The organism is Nocardia araoensis NBRC 100135 (genome assembly GCF_000308435.1).
Lineage (GTDB): Bacteria > Actinomycetota > Actinomycetes > Mycobacteriales > Mycobacteriaceae > Nocardia > Nocardia araoensis.
The window spans coordinates 18209-35452 of the sequence record NZ_BAFR01000100.1 but is presented as its reverse complement, the minus strand read 5'-3'; the positions used below and the strand labels follow the sequence as shown (position 1 = coordinate 35452).

Here is a 17244-nt window from a genome sequence, read left to right as displayed (position 1 = left end):
CGCTCAGCTGGCCACAGATCCGGTCGCCCCAGTCCACAGCCGCTCCAGCACTCGCGCGGCAGGTTCCACGGACGTGACCAGGCCGACGCCCTCCCCCGCGTCGATCGGCGTGACGGCCGGATCGTCAGCGGCGAGCGCCGTGGTGAGCGCGCGCTTGGCCGCCGCATCCACGGCGAGTTCTTCCTCTCGTCCGGTCCACCGGTCGGTGAATCCGGTGCGCAGCACCCGCGCGGGAAACCGTGCGGGCCATGGCAATCCCATTCCGACGTCGTATGCCCGGCTGAGCACCGTATCGTCGCCGCGCGCATCGATCAGAGCGCGGCGGCCCGCATCCGACAGGAGCGATTCCGAGCAGGCCGCCAGGCAGGTGCCGAGCCATGCGCCGCAGGCCCCGGCCCGCAGCACGGCGGCGAGGTCTCGCGGTGCGCCGATGCCGCCCGCCGCGAGCACCGGGACCGACGCGGCGTCCAGTACTTCCGCCAGCAGCGGCAGCAGTGACGCGTTCACGGCGCCGTGCCCACCACCCTCCACGCCGCGAGCCACGAGGACCCCGACACCGGCCCCTTGCGCACGCCGCGCCTCCTCGCCGCTGTAGATCTGGGTGGCCGGGACGATCCCCGCGTCCGCGACGCGGGCGGCCCAGTCGAGGTCCTCCCCGAAGCTCACCGAGATGAGTGCGGGACGGGCCTCGATCGCGACTTCCAGCAGTCGCGGCTCCTTGGCGACCACCCAATCGACCAGACCGATGCCGAACGGGCCGTCGATGCCGCGGACGTGCGGCAATTCTCGCTCCAGCGCCCGGACCGATCCGGCACTGCCCATCCCGATCATGCCGAGGCCACCGGCCGCGGTCACCGCCGCGGCGAGCCGTCCGCCTGCCACCCCGCCCATCGGCGCGTTCACCAGTGGCATGCGCGCACCCATCCGGTGCGCCCATGAGATCGCGTCGTGTGCGGGAAACTGTTCGCCGGGCGTCGTCACGAGTTCCATCGCAGCACACCGTGCGACGAGCGGTGACAGGCTGCCCCGTCCCGGCGGCGAATCACCCGCGGTGACCGAGCATGTCCAGCAGTCCGTCGAGCTGGAGTTCGAACAACTCGTCGCGGTCGGCGAAGGTGTCGGTGCCGTACATGTCGAAGACGTCCGCGCTCACCGCCCCGAACAGGCCCACCCAGAACGTCACGCCGCGGACGACCAGCCAGTCGGGCACCTCGAGCTGGAACCCGTTCCGGATCAGCGCGAAGCTGCCCGCCAGAGGGGCGGATATCCGCGGCTCGGTGCCGGGCGCGGCGAGTCGTCCGGCGCTATGGGCGCGAGCGAACAGGGTCAGCAGTGCGGCGATCACGCGAGTACCCGGTGCGGTGGTCTCGGTGGCGGGTGCGTCGTAGCCGGGAACCGGCGTGCCGAAGAGCAATCCGTAGCGGGCGGGTTCGGCCAGCGCCCAACTCCGCACCGTGCGCCCGAGCACCCGCAGCCCTTCGATCGGATCGTCTCCGCCCTCGGCCAGCGCCTCGTCGACCGCGTCGCCGAGGGCGTTGTAACCGTCCACGACGAGCAGGGTGAGCAGCTCGTCGCGACTGCGGACATACCGGTAGACGGCCGAGGAGACCACGCCGAGGTCACGGGCGACCGCGCGCAGCGACAGGGCGGCGGCGCCCTCCGTCGCCAGGTGTTCGCGCCCGATCCGGACGATGTCGTTCATGGTCTGGGCCCTGGCGCGGGCGCGAGGTGTCGTCGGCACACCAGAAACGATGCGCGTTTCAGAGAGCGTTGTCAACTATTGAGAGCATCGCTCTGAAACGGGGCGGGCAACCGCCGGGGAACTCGATTACCGGAGCGATCGGCCGCTTCCAGCCGACTTGCGAACCGTTACTTACCCGGGAGTAGTGTTAGCCGAGTCACTGGCGACACGATCGAGGAGTTCCACATGGACCAGCGGACGACGGATTTCGACGTGCTGATCGTCGGTTCCGGGTTCGGCGGCAGCGTCACCGCGCTTCGGCTGGTGGAGAAGGGTTACAAGGTCGGCGTACTGGAGGCGGGCCAGCGCTTCGCCGACGACGAACTGCCCAAGACCAGCTGGGAGCTGAAGAAGTTCCTCTGGGCGCCCGCGCTCGGCTGCTACGGAATCCAGCGCATCCATCCGCTGCGCAACGTCCTCATCCTCGGCGGCGCGGGCGTGGGAGGCGGTTCACTGAATTACGCGAACACCTTGTACGTGCCGCCGGAGCCGTTCTTCCGCGATCCGCAGTGGCGTGACATCACCGACTGGCGCGACGAGCTCACCCCGTACTACGAACGGGCGCAGCAAATGCTCGGCGTGGTACGCAATCCGCACATGACGCCCGCCGACGAGGTCTTCAAGGCCGTCGCCGACGACATGGGCGTCGGCGACACGTTCGTGCAGACGCCGGTCGGTGTGTTCTTCGGCGAACCGGGCAAGACCGTGCCGGACCCGTATTTCGGCGGCGTCGGGCCGGAGCGCACCGGGTGCGTCGAGTGCGGCGACTGCATGGTGGGCTGCAAGTACGGCGCGAAGAACACACTCGTGAAGAACTACCTCTATCTGGCCGAGCAGGCGGGCGCCGAAGTCATCCCGATGACGACGGTCACCGAGCTGCGTCCGCACCCGGACGGCACCTGGGACGTGTCCACCGCCCGTACCGGCGCCTGGATTCGCAAGCAGCCCCGGACGCTCACCGCCGCGCACGTCGTGCTCGCGGCGGGCACCCGCGGCACCCAGAAGCTGCTGTTCGCCATGCGGGACAAGGGCGTGCTGCCGGACCTGTCCGATCGCCTCGGCGTGCTCACCCGCACCAACTCGGAGTCGATCGTCGGCGCCGCGACGAAGAAGGTGCGACCCGGCACCGACTTCACCAAAGGCGTGGCGATCACCTCGTCCATCCATCCCACCCCAGACACGCACATCGAGCCGGTCCGCTACGGCAAGGGCTCGAACTCCATGGGCCTGCTCCAGACGCTCATGGTGGACGGCGGTGGCCGGATCCCGCGCTGGCTGCGCTTCCTCGGCATGGTGCTGCGGCACCCGATGAACCTGCTCAGCTTCCTGAGCACGAAGAATTGGAGCGAACGGACCATCATCTCGCTGGTCATGCAGCACCTGGACAATTCGATCACCACCTACACCAAACGCGGCCTCTTCGGCCGCAAGCTGACCAGCAAGCAGGGCCACGGCGAACCCAATCCGACCTGGATCCCGGTGGGCAACGACGTCACCAGACGGGTCGCGGAGAAGATCGGCGGCATCGCGGGCGGCAGCTGGGGCGAGATCTTCAACATCCCGCTGACGGCCCATTTCCTGGGCGGCGCGGTGATCGGCGCCGACGCCGAGCACGGCGTGATCGACGCCTACCACCGCGTGTACGGCTACCCCACGCTCAGCGTGGTCGATGGCGCGGCGGTCTCGGCGAACCTGGGCGTCAACCCCTCCCTGACCATTACCGCGCAGGCCGAGCGGGCGGCGGCGTACTGGCCGAACAAGGGTGAGGTGGACACCCGTCCACCGGTGGGCACGGGATACCGGCGCATCGCCCCCATCGCACCGGCGCATCCGGCGGTTCCAGCGAATTCGCCTGCGGCGCTGGTCCTTCCGAGCGTGGAGATCCGGGAGACACCCGCCGCCGGATAACCCCGCCGCCGGATTTGATCAGACGGCGGCGGGTGCGCTCGTGACCCGCCGCCGCGAAAACCCGAACCGGCCGCGCAGCAACCCCGCCTCAACTAGCCTTTATCTGGTCTTTTGTCGCTGCGACAGCCAGGAGGCGATCCGTGAGCACACTGCGGCGCGCGTTACTCGGACCTACGGCGATGGCGACGGCCCTCCTGCTCGCGACAACGGGATGCGGCGGCGACGAAGCGGACTCCACGCAGGTGGGAGCGCCGTCCAGTTCCGCGGTGGTGCCCAACCGGATCGCCGGTGTGCCGATACCGGACGGTCGGATCGATGATGCCGTGGGCGAGCTGGACGGCCTCGCGGATGACCTGTTCGCCTCCTCCGGCGTTCCCGGCATGGCGATTGCCGTGGTACACGGCGGAAAGGTCGTGTACAGCAAGGGATTCGGCGTTCGCAACATCGTCACCAAGGAGAAGGTCGACCCGGATACGGTCTTCCAGCTGGCGTCACTGTCCAAGCCGGTCGGGGCGACGGTCGTCGCCCGCCGGATCGCCGCGGGTGGCGTCGAATGGGACACTCCGGTCCATCGGCTGCTGCCGTCGTTCGCCCTCGCCGATCCCTACGTCACCGAGCATGCCACGATCGGCGACCTGTACGCGCACCGCTCCGGGCTGCCCGATCACGCCGGCGACCTGCTGGAGGACCTCGGCTACGACCGCGGCCAGATTCTCGACCGGCTTCGGCTGTTGCCGCTGGGCCCCTTCCGCACTTCCTACGAGTACACCAATTTCGGGCTGACCGCCGCCGCCGACGCCGTGGCCGCCGCGGCGGGGACCGACTGGGAGACGTTGTCCCAGCGGACGATCTACGGTCCACTCGGCATGAAATCGACCAGTTCCCGCTACGCCGACTTCGTGTCCCGCGCGAACCGGGCGGAGGGGCACGTGCTGATCGACGGGAAGTACGAGCCGGCGAACCCACAGCGTCAACCGGACGCGCAGTCACCGGCTGGAGGGGTCAGCTCCTCGGTGGCCGACATGGCCAAATGGATGACGATGGTGCTCGCGGACGGGTCCGTGGGCGGATCGGTGCTGGTGCCGGCGGAGGATCTGCTGCCGGCCATCTCCCCACAGGCGGTCTCGGCGCCACCGAAAACGCCGGACGCTCGGGCCGGGTTCTACGGATTCGGCTTCAACGTGAGCGATTCCGCCGCGGGCCGCGTCGTGCTCGGCCACTCGGGAGCGTTCGGTCTCGGCGCGGCCACCGCCTTCACCCTGATCCCCTCCGCCGACGTGGGCATCGTGACGCTCACCAACGCCGCGCCGATCGGCGTGCCGGAGACACTGAACGCGGAGTTCGCCGACCTGGTCCAGTTCGGGAAGGTCCAGCAGGACTGGCGCAGTCTCTACCGAACGGCGTTCCAGCCGCTCGGCGCGCCGACAGGGGCGCTGGCGGGCAAACAGCCGCCGGCCGACCCGGCTCCCGCGCGACCGCCTGCGGCGTACGCGGGTACCTACGACAATGCCTACTACGGACCTGCGACGATCAGCGCCACCGATCAACTCCTGACGCTCACCCTTGGCCCGAACAACATGACCTTCCCCTTGCGGCACTGGAACGGCGACACTTTCGTCTTCACGCCTTCCGGCGAGAACGCCAATCACGGATCGATCTCCCAGGCCACCTTCGACGGCGACAAACTCACCCTCGAGTACTACGACACCGAACATCTCGGCGTGTTCACCCGACGGTGACGGTACTGCCACACCGACCTCGATCGCGGGCGCCTGCGCAGAGGTCGCAACCGGGTCCATCGTTTCCCGGGGGTTTGCCGACCACCGTTGCGGGAAGTCGCTGGATGCAACAGAGGAGGCAGCGATGACCGAACCGCACGAGACATACGACCCGCCGCAGGACACCGGCACGCCCGACTCGGTCGAAACCGATCCGGCGGCCCTCAACAGCGCCGAGGACCTGGACGAGGACCGGCTGCGTTCCGACCCGCTCGAGGCCGGAATGGACCCGCCGGAGCACTGGAGCGGCGTCACGAAGTACGGCGTGACCCAATGGGAGCAAGCTCATCCTCGATCGATCGGAGACCGGCTCGCCGAGGAAGAACCCGACACCGATCCCGACCGGGTCTCCGACACCGAGGCGACCGGAAGCGAGGGCGAACGAAAGCTCCAGGACATCACCGACGACCGCGACCAAGTACTCGCCGCACGCCGCTACGAGGAGGAGATCGGCGTGGCGGCCGACGTCGCGGGCGGTTCGGTGGGCGACGAGATCCGGCACCCGGCTCCGCCCGAATGACGGGTGATCGCCGTGGCCCGGCCGCCACCGGACAGCGGCATCCGCGGCAGATCGCGGATCGCTGCCGGCGCGGCAGGCCGGGCCGCGTGCGCGCCGGTTCTTACTCGTCCGGGAGCCACACCAGGCAGAACGTGTGTCCCGCCGGATCGGCATAGACGCGGAACGCGCCATCGGTTTCGTCCTGCACGAGTGTCGCGCCCAGTGCGAGCGCCGCAGGCTCCGCGCGCTCGATATCCTTCACCAAGACGTCGAAATGTACTTGCTGCGAGCCCTCGGGATCGGGAAACCGCGGCGGTTGGTAATCGGGTGCCGTTTGGAATGCGATGCGCCGACCCGAAGCCTCGACCAGTACCACCCAATCGTCGTCATCGTCCGCGAGCAGGTCTCCCCCGAGCAGCTCTTGATAGAACCTGGCGAGTTTGCGCGGTTCGGGGCAATCCAGCACGACGCTACGCAACTGCCCGATCCCATTGTTCGATGCCATACTCCGACCTCCTGACCTTATGCCATTCGTCGTTGCCTACCCGCGCCGCTCGTCGGCAAACGCGGGCGGCACCCCTGAAACGCAACGGCCCGCCCGGCGCCACGAAACACGCCGGACGGGCCGCTTCCCCGTTGGCCATGCGACGCCGCCACGTCACACAGCTCGATCATGGTAAGCCCCCACGCCTGGCATATCCGGCAGCCACGCCGAATCATCCGATGTCCGATCGTTTCAACCGCATCGCCGTGCGAGTCTCGCCAGATTGTGTGCCCACGGCTGATCGCTTCCTCGGCGTCCGGATAAAGCGTCGGCCCAAGCGGCTTCGGTGTCGTTCTGTTCCAAGAGCTCGGCGACGATGCTCAATTCGTTCGAGGCGACGACGTAGGCAGCGACTGTTCTGGCGAGCCGACGACCAAGCGGCCGCCCCGCGACCGCGGAGGCGAAAATTCCAGCGCCCCGGCGACACCCACGACCTGGAAAGACGTGCGACAGCGTGCCGAACAGCTGGGACCTGCGCTGGCGGTACGAGATTTGGTCGCATACCACCGGTTGTTGTTCCCGCATACGGTCGTTCAGATGGACGCGCCGAGCGGGCAACTCGCTGTCGCCCATTCCGCTGACCATCGGCGGCGTACCGTCCCGCCCCCGTGCCGACGACTCACCACACGCCGACGTCCGCGCCCGCCGCTTCGGCGATACGCCGTGTACGTCAGCCGCTTTCACCGCCGAGCAGCAGTATGGACCCGAACCGGTCGCGGCACGTCCGTTGCCGCCATACGCGCGTTCTTCGCCGACGACCTGGCTGCCCGCGCCTATCCGATGTGGACCGGCGCGGACTTGGGGAAGACGACCGGCAAAGCCATCAGTGCCCGGTGGAACGGCCCCGGCCGCCATTGCAGTTCGGCCTTCGCCTTGCCCAATTGAATTTCCGGCAGAGCGTCGAACAGCTGATCGATGGCGTTCTGCACCGTCATGTAGGCGACCGATTTGGCCGGGCAGGCGTGCGGGCCCGCGCTCCACGCCAGATGGGAACGATTGCCGATCCTGCTGCCACCGGGTTCGTCGGTCCCGCGGATCTGGGGATCGTTGTTGCATCCGGCGAGGCTGATGACGACCGGCTGGTCCGCGGGCAACCAGACGCCGTCGACCATGATCGGCTGCCGCGGGTACGTCGTGCAGAAGTTCGCCATCGGCGGGTCGTTGAACAACACCTCGTCGAGCGCGTCGGTGGTGGACAGGTTCCGTCCGAGGACGTCGCCGAAGCGGAACCGGTCGTCGGTGATCATCAGCAACACGGCGTTGGTGAGCAGATTGCGCTGGGCCTCGAATCCGGCCCCGTAGAAGCTCATGAGCTGGGCGAAGATCTCGATGTCGTCGAGTTCGGTCGTGTGATGCGCCAGCCGCGAGGTGACGTCGTCGCCGGGCTGCTGGCGCTTGAGCCGGATCAGCTGCATCAGCGCGTCCTTGAGCATCTTCATGCCCTCCGGCCCGCGGACGGTGTCGAAGCGCGCGGCCATACCGGTCGCCACCCGCTCGCCGATCTCCGCCGGGCAGCCGACCATCTGGTTGAGCACTTCCAGGACGAGCGGAAACGCGTACTGGGTGACCAGATCGGCGGAGCCGGTCGCGCAGAAGGTATTGATCAAGGGGACGGCGATGTGCTCGACCATGGCAGGCACATCGAACAAATCGATGCCGTCGATGGCGTCGACCGAAGCATGCCGATAGCGATCATGGGCGAGTCCGGTGTTGTATCGCGCGGCGGGATACCACTCCATCATCGGCCGCACGGGCGAGTCCTCGGGAATGGTCTTCTGCCAGGTGCGCGGATCGGCCGGGAAATGATCGGGATCGCTGAGGATTCGCACCGCGGTCTGGTAGCCGATCACCAGGGTGGCGGGCACACCGGGCGCCAGCTCGATCGGGACCAGCGTGCCGTGCTTGTGACGCATCTCGCGGTAGGCGCGGTGCGGGTCCGCGACGAACTCTTTCGTGTACATCGGGATGCGTGGAGCGTCCGCTTCCGTCATGGGTCCGTGCTGGACGGGGCACGCTCCGGCTCCAGTGGTGTGCGGCGCGGCCATCGGGGACTGTGGTGTGGTCAAGAACGTGACTCCAGGTAATGGAACAGCTATTCGACGAAGGTGATCTGTGAGCGGGTACGCGTGCCTTCCAAGACCTGTCGTCCAGAACTCGGAGACCCGCTTACGCTAGCAACATAGCAACGCTCCGATCCCGCCGCTGACGAAGGCGCACCGGCGCACTCCGAGAGGTAGGTCCGGACAACGGGATTCACCGCGTCACACCACGAAATCGCGCCGGACGGCGGTGCACGAGACGTCCTCGCGCACCGGCTCGCACTCGCGCTCGGCGCGTGGCGATCGCCCCTCGCCACCGACGGTTACATGCCACCGGCTACCTCAGGGCAGCTCACTGTTCGGGTGCGGCGCCGCCACCGGCCAAGGCAACCGTGGTCGCGACCGCGTGCCGCGCGGCGTCGACGGTGCATCGGCCGAGTCCGCAGGCAGTGGCGACACCGTAGGCCTCACGTCCGGCGGCCTGTTCGAAGAGAGCCAGCGCCCGGGCGCTGTCCTCGTCGGAATCCGGAGACACGACACCGGCGATCACATTCCAGTCGGGATCGAGCTTGCGCAGCGGTGCGTAGAACCGGGGGTCGAGCGGCGCGGGCTCGGCACCGTAGGCGCACGGGATGTGCACCGGGGGTAGCGGTGTGCCTTGTTCGCGCAGCAACCGTGCGGTGCGGCCGAGCAACTTCACCGCCGGGGCAAGGCTGCGCGGGGTGAGCAGGCTCTTGTGCTGATAATCGCCATAGCACAGGTGCACGATCGCTTCCGCGCCGATTTCGTGCATCCGGCCGAGGAAACCCGCGAGTTGTCCTGCGACGAGTGGTGCGAATGCCCACTGGGACCGTAGTCGCTCGGCCTTGACCATACTCAGCAGCGCGATCGGCGACTCCAGTTGCCAGACGACACGGTCACCGTGCCGTTCGACGATCTCGGTCATCTCCTGCACCACCGCTTCGGTGAACACCGGCAGCTGCCGAAGCGCGCCGACCACGAGTCCGGAGCGCCGCACGGCAGGCCATACGGGAAGCCCGCCGGAGACCGCGGCGCCCGCGAAGACGAACATCGCCAGATCCAGCGGACTGGGTTGGCTGATCTGGACTTTCGTCCCGGCCAGCTCCGGGCGGTCGCTGCGCAGCGACTCGAACGTCTCCACGACCTGGCCGATCCGCTCGACCCGGTCCATCGAAACGTGCCGCGGCTGCAACGTCGCCCCGGATTTCAGCCCGTAGCTGGGGAAATCGCTGTAGTCGGTGTAGTCTCCCGGGTGCACGATCTCGAAGACGTCGGCATGCCGCTTGCGCGTGCGCAGATAGTCGAGAATCCAGTCCGGATCGAGATCGCAAGGTACGGCGGTCACCGGCCGTCCCTCGCTGTGGTCGGCAAACCATTGCATGACGGCACGATCACCCGTCATCAGCTCGGCAGGCAGGCTGCCGACATAATGCGCGTATCTGGTCATCTGTGGCTCTTCTGTTGTCTGGATGCGAGATCCGCGACCCAGGGGCATTCCCGTTACGCCGATCGTTAGCTGTGCAAGCGTACATGGATGCGCACGAATCTCGCACCTGCTCATGTTCCCACGCTATCGACCAGCGGATGACAGTTTTCGAAGCTGGTCCGGCGTCGCGGCGAATGGTCCGGCCTCCGCCGATCGGACTTGCCGGTGAACCAGATACGTTGTGGGCCAACGTCTTAGCTTCATACGCTGCGCGAAGCCGGAATCCTGGACCCGATTGCGACAGACCGGCCCGGCGGACCGAACGCCGCATCGGGACCGGCGCAACGGTCACGATTTTCGTCGCTTCGAGTCCGGCCCGCAGCCGATACCGGGTGTTGCCGGCAGTGTCCCGCGGTCGGCGGAGCCGCGGGTCACGCGTCCCCGGCGGTGCGGCAGCAACTCCCCGCTCGAGACCGATCCGGCGCACGGAGCCGCAGGCGTCAGAGTGACCGACCGCGCCATTCCTCGCCGCGTCCCTAAGGGCATGTGGTGAGGCATAACGAAATTTCGCCCCGCGCGGACGGATTCGCGGTCTACTATCGGTGTCGTCCGAACCGACTTGCCGGATAGGACGATTCGACGCCCGGCTCGTAGCGGCGTCGTGTTATCGCTTTGCTGTGCACCACTGACCAGATCCGAACGAACGCAGACTGTCGACAGCATGATCGTCGATCGTCTCGGTATCCATCTCGGGGGTGAGGGCCACGCATGACCATCGAAACGCCTGTTCGCAACGAATCCGGCTCGCCTGGTAGCCGAGACCCGCTGAGCGTCTCGACCGGCTCGCGGGAGCTTGTGATGGCCGGCCGGCAGCGCTGAGAGCTTTCCGGTCCGAGCACGATCCGCTCGGGAAAACCAGGTCGCCTCGGTACCGATGAGGGCAGGCGCCGATCGATCTCGGATACGGCGCATGCCCGCAACCCGCTCGGTCGCCGAGCCCGTGGTGCGACATGCCTGCGGTAGTCGCCGAGGCGGCGGTCGCGAGAACCACTCACAGAGAATGGAGTTCCCGCATGGCCTTCGAGTTTCTCGTGCCCGCTCTCACCGCGCTCGTCGCGGTGGCCGTCTTCGTGGCCGGGGACCGTCTACATCCGACAGCATGGCGGCACACCGACGACGACACCGTCGGCGCGCTGGTGCTCAACCTGATCAACACGATCTTCATGGCGGTGGTGGCGTTCATCGTGGTGATCGCCTGGCAGCAGTACGACAACGCGCGCAATCACACCATCGCCGAAGCCAAGGCGCTCATCGACACCTACTGGTCCGCGCACGGGATGCCCGAACCCGACCACGCGCGTATCCAGGGTCTGGTACGCGACTACACCCAGCAGGTTCTCACCGAGGAATGGACCGTCATGGCCGACGACGGTCATCTCAGTCAATCCACCCAGGACACCCTCGACCGCCTGCGCGACGCGGTGGCCTCGGTGAACGCGGCGGATACCGAGATCGACACACTCCGTACCAATGCGCTGACCAGCCTCGACGCGGTGGCGCAGGCACGCGCCGATCGCGCGCTGGACGCCGGTTACCGAGTTCCCGGCTTCCTCTACCTGGCCATGTGGATCTGCACGGTCCTGCTGCTGTTCAGCGTGGTCCTCTCCGGCGTCCAGGTCACCAAGCGCACCGTCGTGACGACCGCGCTGCTCGGCGCCATCGTCGGGGTGGTGATCCGGGCGATCTACAACCTCGACGAACCGTTCTCCGGCGGGAACGTGGTCCCGAAGGAGGCCTTCGAACTCGCCCTGTCCCGGTACCAGCACACGACGTGATCTTCCGGCCGGTTCCGACTACGACGAGGCGACTGCACATGCGACGCAACCGAGACGCATCGAGAACACCGAAGTTGGCAAGAGGATTGGCCACCGCGATGCTGCCCCTGACCATCGCGGCACTCGCGGCCCAACCGTCGCAGGCCTGGGCGGAGGCGCCGTCGTGGCCCTCCTTCGGCGAGCTCGCCACCGGGAGTTCGGGCACGGCTGCCGGCTCCGAACCGGTGAGCGCCTTCCCTGGCGGTGGTTCGAGCCTCGGGCCCGCCACATCATTCGGCAGCGCCGGTCCCGCTGCCGAGGACGAGACTTCCGGCGGGTCCCTGAGCCTGGGCCCGATTCGGCTGCCTTCCGGCAGCGCCGGCCTCGTCCCCACCGGCAGCGCCGGGACCGGTGGCGCTCGCGGTGGTCCGCTCGCCATCGGCGCTGCGGAACTCGGCGGCGCGTCCCACACGGCGGACGCGGCGACTCACCCTGATGTCACAGACCATCCCGCCGCGGCACCGGGAGTCGACACGGGCAGCGTCCAAGCGGCATGTACCGGCAGCGCCGTGACGGGGAGCGCCCTGTTGCTGCTCGGACTCGGGACCGGCAGCGGCTTCGGCTCGCTCCTACCTGGTCTCATCGGCCCCGGGTCGAGCGGATCCGGTGCGGGCAGTGCCGCCGTCGGCAGTGCCGCCACCGGCAGCGCAGTACTGACCTGTCTGCTGCTGCTTCCCACCACCCCACCAGCGCCCATGAGCCCCCTCCAACTCGGCCCGCCTGCCCCCGTATTTCCCATCCTTCCGTCTCCCGCGACGGCCCCCGCACCGACGCAGCCACAGGCCGAGCGTCCCCTGCCCGAGCCGCGCGCCGTCCCACCGAACCGGCCACGGGGAAAGGATCTACCAGCCGTCGAACCGACTTACGATCCGGGCGCCTGGAATCTGATGAAATTGATGACGGTGCTCGTGGTCACGGTCATCACCGTCGTCGGCATCCGTCTCGCACCCGGCCCCAGACGAACCCGCTAGGTCTCCGCTCGGCGCTGGGTGCTGCCCGCCTACAGCCGGTCCTGACGCAGGTGAGGGTGGCGCGGGTTGTTTCGATACCCGCGCCGCCCTCACCGGAGTCCATTCGGGACTACGTCAGCGCGGCGCCATCCGGATGGCGCCGTCGAGACGGATGGTCTCGCCGTTGAGCATCGGGTTCTCCACGATGTGGCGCGCGAGCGCGGCGTATTCGGCGGGGTCGCCGAGCCGCGAGGGGTGCGGAACCTGCGCGCCCAAGGACGCGATGGCCTCGTCCGGCAGCGTGGCGAACAGCGGAGTGTGGAACAGGCCCGGCGCGATGGTCACCACCCGGATCTTGATCGCCGCCAGGTCCCGCGCCACCGGCAGGGTCAGGCCGACGATTCCGCCCTTGGACGCCGAGTAGGCCGCTTGCCCGATCTGGCCGTCGAAGGCCGCCACCGAGGCGGTGTTGATGATGACGCCGCGCTCTTCGCCCACCGGGTCGGTCTTCGCGATCCGTTCTGCGGCCAGCCGGATCACGTTGAAGGTGCCGATCAGGTTGACGTTCACCACCTTGGTGAAGTCCGCCAGCGGGAACGCCCCGTTCTTGCCCACCGTCTTGATGGCATTGCCGATACCCGCGCAGTTCACCGCGATCCGCAGGTCACCCAGCTCCTGCGCGGCGTCGAGGGCCGCCGTGACCTGCTCCTCGTTCGTGACGTCCGCGGCCGCGAAGACCACACCGTCGCCGAGTTCCTTGGCGACGGCCTCGCCGGAAGACGACGGCAGGTCGATGATCACGACCTTCGCACCCTTGCCGTGCAACTCCCGCACGGTCGCCAAGCCGAGTCCCGACGCACCACCGGTCACCGCAGCGACCGAGTTGCTGATCTCCATCCCACTCCTCTTCTCCGGGTTGCCGAACGACGGCGCGAAACGCCGTCCGACTGGCCTGCACCGCCTCCCCGGCACGGGAAGCCAGTGCCGTGACCAATCGAGACACGGCGACAGGCTAACCGGACGAAGCACATTAAGTAAACAGTCATTCTCATTCGAATCTCTGCGGCGGTCGCCCGGTGGCGCGCGAACCCCCTGTAAGAGCGCCGATGTCGGCGTGATGGCAAGCTGTCGGTTATGGCCGATATTCGCCTGGACGTCTCCGACGCCATCGCCACCATCACCCTCGACCGCCCGCGGCAGCTCAACGCGTTCACCACCGCGATGGGCGCGGAGTTGATCGAGGCCCTCGACAGCTGCGACCGCGACGATCGGATCCGCGCGGTGATCATCACGGGCGCCGGACGCGCCTTCTGCGCCGGCGCGGACCTGTCGGCGGGTGCGGAAACCTTCGTCGCGGGCGACCAAGACGCCGCGGAGTCCTTCCGTGACTTCGGTGGCGAGGTCGTCTTGCGTATGTTAGGGCATCTTTCCGTAGCGAACTCGCAACCTGGCAGGCGCTCTACAACGGATCTGACACCTTGTACCCAGGGCTGTTCACCTGTGGTCCGCGGTCCGCTCGTGGGAGGTGGTCGGCATGAGCGATATCCTGCCGCCGATCTTGCCCGGTGGAAGTCCGCGGCTTGACGCAGCTCCCGTACTGATCAATTACCGGAATGATCGTCCGCTGACGACGATCTATCAGCACCCGTCTCGGCATGAGCCGCAGTGGCTTTGCAGCGTTCGCCGTGTGGACGCCGGAGGCAGGGTGATCGAGAAGAGACTTCTACCTGCTCTTGGTTGGCGCCCCGGCAGGCGGCTCGGGTATGCGCTCGAGGGCGCGATGGTCATCGTCGGGAGCTTCGGGGATCCCGAACTGTGGATTACGGCCGCTGGCGACCTCCGGATGCCAGCCCGATTCCGTCGCAAGGCCGGTTTCCACACCTCCGATCGGATCCTCTTGGCGGCGCACCTCGCAGAAGGCATTCTCCTCATGTTCGGCCCTGGCGCTGTCGATCAGATGATCACGCGGCAACGGCAGACAGCGCCTCCCGCGGGGGGCGGCCGATGACACCGTCAGCCTCGAGCGTCGAAGTGCAGACCGCCCAATTGCTCCTCGAACGACTGGGAGTAAGTCTCGAAGACCTCATGTCGGCTGAGCCGAAACGAACCATACCGACTTTTGCCGAGTATGTATCAGTCGTCTATGCGGCCATGCCACCCGGCGTGACCCGCAAAAACTACATGTCCTATTGGAAGAGAATCGTCGAGGCATGGCCGGATCGCCGACTCGATGAGCCAACTGTCACAGAATTCAAACAACTCATCGGCGACTTTCGGGCGCAACGCAACATCCGGTGCACCGATCGCGACGGATACGGCATCGCAAGAATGGCAATAAGCGCCCTCCGCTACCTATACCGACACGCAGTCGAGGACAATCTGATCCGTTCTACGGACAATCCCGCAGCCCGATTGGTCAAGCCAAGGATGCGCTCTTCGAGCCGGGGGGCCATATCGACCGACCGCCTCTCGGAGATCAACCGTGTCGTGGCCGAGTACGGCGATGAACCTGAACTCACCACACTGATCCTCCGAATGTGCACCGAAACCGCCTGCCGGCGGGGCGGCATCCTGGCCTTGCGGCCGCAAGATCTGGATCCGGACCAATGCCTCGTTCGGCTGCGCGAGAAAGGTAACACCGAGCGTTGGCAGCCTGTGTCACCAACCCTTATGCGAGCACTAGTGGAGCATTACGCATCCCGCGCTCGCTTGCGGACTGACCGGAACCGGCGAGCACAAAATGGCAGACTGATCACCAACAAAGCTGACGAAAGACTATTTCGGTACAAGAATGGCGATCCGATCAGCGAAAGACGATTTCACATCATGTGGCGTCAGATCGGTGAGCAGCTTCCATGGGTCAAACAGCAAGGAATCACGTGCCACTGGCTGCGTCACACCACCTTGACATGGGTGGAGCGCAATTTCGGGCACGCTGTCGCGAAGGCATATGCCGGGCACACCGATACCGCCAGCAACGGTGCCACCTCGATCTACACCCGCGCGACCCGGGAAGAGGTGGCCTATGCACTGTCGGTCTTGACCGGGGAGCCGCACCCTCTGGTCCCGAATCTCCTGCCCCCGTCCACGGAGGACCTCCCGAGATGACTCCCGTTCCGGATCCAACGGATCCGACTATCAGGTCAGCGGACGCGCCGACGTGGAAGCGCCGGCGCGGTTCGTGGCTGCCGCGCCCGCGCGGGCGGCGCGCTGATGCGCTGGATCCGGATGAGCTTGCGCGGCACCTTACGGCGGCGAACGCGTGCCTGCCGTCTCTGCGAGATCCGGCACTGTACGAGGCGATCGACAAGAGCGAACTTGACGCCGAGCAGAGACTTCACCGATGGATTCGGGCGCGGGACCGGCGCGATCGCCAGAGCCAGGTCCGCCGGGAGCGTGCATCAAGGAATCGCTCGCGACGCACCGCAGAGCGGATCCGCGCCAGCGAGCAGCAGGAGCTGCGGTGGCATGCGCGTGCTCGAGCCGAGCGCCGTCGTGCCACCAGTCCGGATGCGTTGGAGGGCATGCTGCACCGTCGCGCGACGTGGTCGTCGTTGCGGCTGCCGGCGGTCATCGTGGTCGGGCTGGTGTGGTCGGCGGTGAACGTCGGACGCAACCTCGCGCCCGAGGGCGGACCAGCAGGCGCGTCGTGGTGGCTGTTGCGGCTGCTGCCGTTCGGCATCGAGGGATGATCTCGGTGCCGATCCTGGAAGTGATGGCACAGGCCGCGACCGCTGCACGGCTGGGTGTGACGGCCGAGCGCCGCAGGATTCTGCTGTTCGAGGCCTGCCTGTTGACCGCGACAGTCGGCCTCAACAGTGGTCCTCATCTCGCGGCGGGAGACTTCGGCCGCGGCGGCGAGTATGCGGTCGCACCGGTGATGGTGGTTGTCCTGATGTGGTTGCATGCCTGGCTGGCTGCCCGCTACGCGCGGCTCATCAACATGGTCAGCCCAACCGGCGTCCTCGACGATACGTCGGGCTCCACAGATCGCGCGGACGGCGATCATGGCGCCGATCAGGCCATTGGTCTTCTGCATGTGGACGACTCCCCCGCTTCGGTCATGGCGCAGACCACTGCATCTCCTGCACTGGTGGCGTCGACCATCGAACCTTCCGCGGGTTCGGTCCAAGCGCCGCCTCACCACCAGGCGCTGCAGCAGCAGCGGGTGGCGATTCCGGAACGGGTGCTGATCGACGTGTCGGAGCCTGACCAATGCTGTCGCATCGCACGGGAGTTGGTGCGCGGCAGATTGACTCAGAAGCCAGAGACAGAGCTCGAGGAGCTCCTGCGGCTTGCTGAGCGTGGGGTGAACGCCAACGCAATCGCGACCGAACTGAGTCAGATCACGAAGGTCAAATGGACGCGCTCGACGGCCGATCGCATCGGGGGTCGCGCGGAGTCGATGGGCTTCCGCATCGGATCCAGGCAGGGGGTGGGGCCTGCGGTCACCTCCGTCTGAAG

The 17244-nt window shown here is 67.2% G+C and carries 16 protein-coding genes; 10 read left to right on the top strand and 6 right to left on the bottom strand.

Annotation, left to right across the window (positions count from 1 at the left end):
* Positions 1-3: 3 nt before the first annotated feature.
* Together ON21_RS12580 and ON21_RS12575 are read right to left on the bottom strand one after the other, a co-directional pair.
* Positions 4-990, bottom strand: a complete 987-nt coding sequence (locus ON21_RS12580) for an NAD(P)H-dependent flavin oxidoreductase (protein ID WP_051020728.1) — start codon at positions 988-990, stop codon at positions 4-6.
* A 52-nt stretch (positions 991-1042) separates the two neighbouring features.
* On the bottom strand, positions 1043-1741 hold the full coding sequence (locus ON21_RS12575) for a TetR/AcrR family transcriptional regulator (RefSeq protein ID WP_039798017.1): 699 nt from the start codon (positions 1739-1741) through the stop codon (positions 1043-1045).
* A 186-nt stretch (positions 1742-1927) separates the two neighbouring features.
* Here ON21_RS12575 and ON21_RS12570 point away from each other — a divergent pair, with 186 nt between their 5' ends.
* The 3 genes from ON21_RS12570 (at position 1928) to ON21_RS12560 (ending at position 5947) form a co-directional block, all read left to right on the top strand.
* Positions 1928-3649 carry a GMC oxidoreductase gene (locus ON21_RS12570; RefSeq protein ID WP_039798016.1) on the top strand — a complete coding sequence of 574 codons (1722 nt, stop codon included), beginning with the start codon at positions 1928-1930 and terminating at the stop codon, positions 3647-3649.
* Between the two features lie 179 nt (positions 3650-3828).
* On the top strand, positions 3829-5388 hold the full coding sequence (locus tag ON21_RS12565) for a serine hydrolase (protein ID WP_051020727.1): 1560 nt from the start codon (positions 3829-3831) through the stop codon (positions 5386-5388).
* 124 nt (positions 5389-5512) lie between these two features.
* Complete coding sequence (locus ON21_RS12560; protein ID WP_039798014.1) at positions 5513-5947, top strand: hypothetical protein; 435 nt, start codon at positions 5513-5515, stop codon at positions 5945-5947.
* A gap of 100 nt (positions 5948-6047) precedes the next feature.
* On the opposite strand, the gene ON21_RS12555 is transcribed toward ON21_RS12560, so the two are convergent.
* The 3 genes from ON21_RS12555 to ON21_RS12545 all read right to left on the bottom strand — a co-directional run bounded on the left by ON21_RS12555 (position 6048) and on the right by ON21_RS12545 (position 9977).
* A complete protein-coding gene (locus ON21_RS12555; protein ID WP_039798013.1) occupies positions 6048-6431 on the bottom strand; it encodes a VOC family protein in 384 nt (127 codons plus the stop codon).
* 812 nt (positions 6432-7243) lie between these two features.
* The gene (locus tag ON21_RS12550; protein WP_039798012.1) at positions 7244-8515 is read right to left on the bottom strand and encodes a cytochrome P450 family protein; all 1272 of its coding nucleotides are present in this window, start codon (positions 8513-8515) and stop codon (positions 7244-7246) included.
* A 346-nt stretch (positions 8516-8861) separates the two neighbouring features.
* A complete protein-coding gene (locus tag ON21_RS12545; protein WP_039798011.1) occupies positions 8862-9977 on the bottom strand; it encodes a hypothetical protein in 1116 nt (371 codons plus the stop codon).
* Positions 9978-11029: 1052 nt separating this feature from the next.
* On the opposite strand from ON21_RS12545, the gene ON21_RS12540 reads away from it, so the two are divergent.
* Both ON21_RS12540 and ON21_RS12535 read left to right on the top strand, forming a co-directional pair.
* Positions 11030-11791: a bestrophin-like domain gene (locus ON21_RS12540; protein ID WP_039798010.1), complete on the top strand. Its 762-nt coding sequence runs from the start codon at positions 11030-11032 to the stop codon at positions 11789-11791.
* A 98-nt stretch (positions 11792-11889) separates the two neighbouring features.
* A complete protein-coding gene (locus ON21_RS12535) occupies positions 11890-12801 on the top strand; it encodes a hypothetical protein (RefSeq protein WP_157170819.1) in 912 nt (303 codons plus the stop codon).
* A 114-nt stretch (positions 12802-12915) separates the two neighbouring features.
* On the opposite strand, the gene ON21_RS12530 is transcribed toward ON21_RS12535, so the two are convergent.
* On the bottom strand, positions 12916-13677 hold the full coding sequence (locus ON21_RS12530) for a 3-hydroxyacyl-CoA dehydrogenase (protein ID WP_039798008.1): 762 nt from the start codon (positions 13675-13677) through the stop codon (positions 12916-12918).
* Between the two features lie 237 nt (positions 13678-13914).
* Between ON21_RS12530 and ON21_RS40975 the strand changes: the two genes are divergently transcribed.
* Genes ON21_RS40975 through ON21_RS12510 form a run of 5 tightly spaced genes read left to right on the top strand, consistent with a single transcriptional unit; the run spans position 13915 to position 17242 of the window.
* Complete coding sequence (locus ON21_RS40975; protein WP_039798007.1) at positions 13915-14364, top strand: enoyl-CoA hydratase-related protein; 450 nt, start codon at positions 13915-13917, stop codon at positions 14362-14364.
* Complete coding sequence (locus ON21_RS39260) at positions 14315-14788, top strand: hypothetical protein (RefSeq protein WP_169332693.1); 474 nt, start codon at positions 14315-14317, stop codon at positions 14786-14788. Before ON21_RS40975 ends, ON21_RS39260 begins: the two co-directional genes overlap by 50 nt.
* On the top strand, positions 14785-15888 hold the full coding sequence (locus tag ON21_RS36960; protein WP_083880571.1) for a tyrosine-type recombinase/integrase: 1104 nt from the start codon (positions 14785-14787) through the stop codon (positions 15886-15888). Before ON21_RS39260 ends, ON21_RS36960 begins: the two co-directional genes overlap by 4 nt.
* On the top strand, positions 15885-16472 hold the full coding sequence (locus ON21_RS38385) for a hypothetical protein (protein ID WP_157170818.1): 588 nt from the start codon (positions 15885-15887) through the stop codon (positions 16470-16472). The genes ON21_RS36960 and ON21_RS38385 overlap by 4 nt, the downstream gene beginning before the upstream one ends.
* Positions 16473-16477: 5 nt before the next feature.
* Entirely contained in the window at positions 16478-17242 is a 765-nt protein-coding gene (locus ON21_RS12510) for a hypothetical protein (protein WP_157170817.1), read from the top strand.
* The last annotated feature ends 2 nt before the right edge of the window (positions 17243-17244 follow it).